The organism is Neglectibacter sp. X4, assembly GCF_009917365.1.
GTDB lineage: Bacteria > Bacillota > Clostridia > Oscillospirales > Acutalibacteraceae > Acutalibacter.
In genome coordinates this window covers 1-3818 of the sequence record NZ_QWLE01000113.1, presented here as the reverse complement: position 1 = coordinate 3818, position 3818 = coordinate 1, and the positions used below count along the sequence as shown (strand labels likewise).

Here is a 3818-nt window from a genome sequence, read left to right as displayed (position 1 = left end):
TTTCCCATTTGTCAAGCCTTTTTTATGCTTTTTTCTTATTTTGCTCTTTTATACCTTTAACTTAATGACATTGGTTAAGATGATATCCTTTTCTACAAGGTAATTCACTATTTCCTTATTCAAAAGAGTTCCATTGGTGGTCATCGCATATGAGACATCCTTCTCCGGATAATTTTCCTCAATGTAGGCAATTACTTGTTGTATTAAGCCTATAGCTAATAGTGGTTCCCCTCCATAAAAACCGACCATTACTTTTTGTAGCCGCTTTGAATGAGACATTAAGAAATCAATTCCGCGTTTAGCTGTATAGAAACTCATAAACTTGTTTGCGTGTGTACGATTGTTATATTTTTCGTTATCTGTATATGTACAATACTCACATCGCAAATTACATTGTTGCGTAACTTGAAGAACTAATTGTTCCATTCGCTCTTCCAGGTAGTCTTCGATTAAATCTGTGAAACCATGTCTAATCTCCTGCAATTGTGTATTTTCCAACATCCGGTTCCTTCTATATTTTTCCAAAAGATTTTCTGAAATATGAGCGGAATTCAATTCAATATAGTCTGATTCCGGGATTTCCACAACAGAATTTATATTTCTATCATATAAATAGCACTTTGATATTGTTCTAAATACTGTCCATGTCACATTACTTCACTCCTTATTCCTGCAAATAAATCTCCGCCCGTTCCTGTAGTTTTTGAGCGCATTGCTCTGGAGAAATTAAGCCATCCATGTACTCTCCCATAATTTCCTGCAACACAGCAAATAATTCAGGGCTGCGTTGGAGAAGCATTAAAGTATCCACCTGCCCGCACCACTTGTCCATTTGCTGTACAACTTCTTCCTGGCCTGTTCCAAAAGATCGGCGCAGAATTTCCTGATTCACCCTACGGTTGACGGGGAACATCCAGGAAAGCAGGTCGGCCTTTTCTTTTTTGATATCTGTATCCAACAGAAAACGGACAAAAGCTGTCGCCGCTTCCAAATCCTTACATGAAGAAGTGATTCCAATCGCATTTGTCTCAAAAGTCTTGCCGCCCAGACTGGTTTCCGTCAACATATATTTTGTAACCAATTCTGATTCTGCACTCTCCAGATACCGCTGGGCATTGCTTTCCCCAATGGGCTGCAAAGCAATAAAGCCGTAAAACTGGCTTTCAGGAAATTCTTTCTGGTCACTGCCATACATACCATACCGCATGTTTTGCGGAAAAGGCAGCGCTTTCAAATTTTCCAGATAATCTATAAACTCTTTCGATGTAAAAGAGGCGGATTTATTTCCTTCCTGCACATAGGAGGACATTTCAAAGGAACTGAGGAATGTCCAGTCGGCGCCGCTTTCCGTATAAAAATCTTCTGGCAAGCCGGGCAGCTCGTTTGCCTTACGGCACAACTCCAACAACTCAGGAATGGATATTGTGTCCCGGCCTTCCTCCTGGAAATCTAATTGATCGGATACAAGCTTATTCAGGCGTATCCCAAAAAGATCCATCTCATAGGGGACATAGTACAACCCGCCTTTATAGCGTACAGCGTCGAACACATTGGTATAATAGCTTTCCCAGGAAAATCCGGGCATATTTTCCAGCAGGCTATCCACTTCTACTAGCAAGCCGCTTTCAGCATATTTCGGGCCGGGGAGAAAACTCAAGTCCAGCAAATCCCCCGCTTCTCCCGAAAACATTTCCACACTAACGCCTGTGCGGTAAGTTTCTGAATTCCAAGGGGATCCCTCGGCCTTGAGGGTTATTTTCACGTTCGGGTAGGATTCATGGAAACTATTTATATAGGTTTCCCAAGTGCTGATGGTGGAAGGGTCATCACAAGTGCGCAGAATTAAATCACCAGAAATTTCCGCACTGGTTTCTCCGGATGCTGTTTTAGCTGCGGATTCCTCCGCGGGCAGGCCTGAACTCTCCTGAGTGGAGGCATAGCTCCCATCTTTGTCTGAACCCTGTGTGCTTGTGCATCCTGAAAAAAGCAACATGAAACATACCGCCACAGCAAACACCTTTTTTTTCAAACCATAACACCTCCGTCTGTGTTAAATACAACAAGGATGGACAGAACAGAATATATTATATAATTTCATGTATGTTCGACGTGTTGGTAAAGCTCAAAATCGCAAGCAGATATTGGTAGAATACACAGAGGCCGAGGGGAAAGAGGTGAACCCTCCATCCTGAAACCCGTATTTTCCCACTTTTTATTGTGCAGCTTTTTTCGAGCAGCACTTCATCAACAGAATCGTGTTGTATCACATGGCAAGCAAATCAGAGTTTTACCTACACTTATTCATGTAAGCAGGCAGTCAGCCAAGTGATCTTTGAAAACCACTTGACTGACTGTTTCTTAAACTATGGGAATCAAGTTCCATAATTGTTCCTGTAGTTAGCTTCTTGATTAGCAGACTTAACTATCCGCACAGCCATTTCGTAATTGCCTACACAAGCTGCTACAGAGTCAGAGCACCCACATGATCCGCATCCACCACAACTGCCGTATAAATCGAACAAAGTGGATAATTGGCGATTTTCAGGCGCTTTTCTAAGCTTTACCTTCATAATGAATTCACCTCCTAGAATTGTATTTTATAGTCATGAAGGGAAATATTTTATAGAATTTTAGAACCAATTAACATTTCCTTCTTCTATAACTATCTAAAAATAGATCTTAAATTATTAGGGCTTGTTTGAAAATAGAGAAAGTGCCGGATTTTTGCCTAGGGCGGGGTGTTTTCAAGGCGGAAACCGCAAGAAAGGCTGTCGCCTTTCGAGGATTTCCAACACAGAAAGCGCCCGGATTTAGGCAAAAAGACGGTGTTGGCGATTTTTCAAACAAGCCCTAAGTTAGCATTTTTATTTAAATCTATTTTATCGCATTTAAGGAACCTTGTCAAGTATATAAATTTAAAAAGGCACGCTCGCCTCATAAATGTAACATTACACAAAAATCAGCGGCCGGGGGAGTCTTGAAAAGCTCCATATGAGCCGCTATTCTCCAAAAGTGTCCTCATTTACAATGCAATACCATGACTTAGGACGTAGCTTCTTGTGCAACTTGTTGGTTTATGAAACGGACGTGTTTGAAAAAGCTGTCCATTTCAAAGAGTTTTAGCATAAAGTCTTGTTCTGTCGAACAGGGAAAACGCACCTGATATAGACTGTGATTTGAATCTGGAGAATTATGTTGAACGTTTTCCCCCTGCCGCGGTATACGATATGATTATGAACAAATTTACTATAGTTCTTTCATGATTTCATTTACCTTGCTTATTCACAGTTCTGGTACTTCTATACTTTTGTCGGTTTGCTGAACTTCAAACTCATTCTGCCCCTCAAGATTTCTATACTATCTGCACGCGTCACCATTGCATTTTTCTCCTCACAAATAATTTTTGCGGAAACAAATATATCCCCTATGTAGTCCCACTTTTCTACATAGGGGATATATCAATCAAGCGGTTGTGCTAATTTGATTTAACCAGGCGCAGCAGTATCTAAGCGATGAAAACCATCTATATAGAGAACACCAGATGAAGCCGCCGAAGCAGTTGTCTATCACATCACTATAAATTCTTCTATCAGTTTTTCCAGCAAACGAGCAGAAAATTTGCGTTTTGTAAGCAGGTTTTGAGGGCAGAAAGTGCCTGAAATCCAGATTTAAAGACGTTTTTCTGTATAGAGCGGTACAAGATAAAGGTGTCTAAAACTCACTGAAAATTGCACTGTCGCTCTCCAAAACCGCGTGCCGAGGGTTCGAATCCTTCTGCCCCTGCCATACCAGAGCCATACGAACCCCGCCACAATTTA

2 protein-coding genes are annotated in these 3818 nt (G+C 41.1%); both read right to left on the bottom strand.

The features are described from left to right. Positions 1-48: 48 nt before the first annotated feature. Complete coding sequence (locus D1841_RS19980) at positions 49-651, bottom strand: radical SAM protein (RefSeq protein WP_160644785.1); 603 nt, start codon at positions 649-651, stop codon at positions 49-51. 13 nt (positions 652-664) lie between these two features. Beyond that, on the bottom strand, positions 665-2029 hold the full coding sequence (locus D1841_RS16715) for an ABC transporter substrate-binding protein (protein WP_160644784.1): 1365 nt from the start codon (positions 2027-2029) through the stop codon (positions 665-667). Positions 2030-3818 lie beyond the last annotated feature (1789 nt).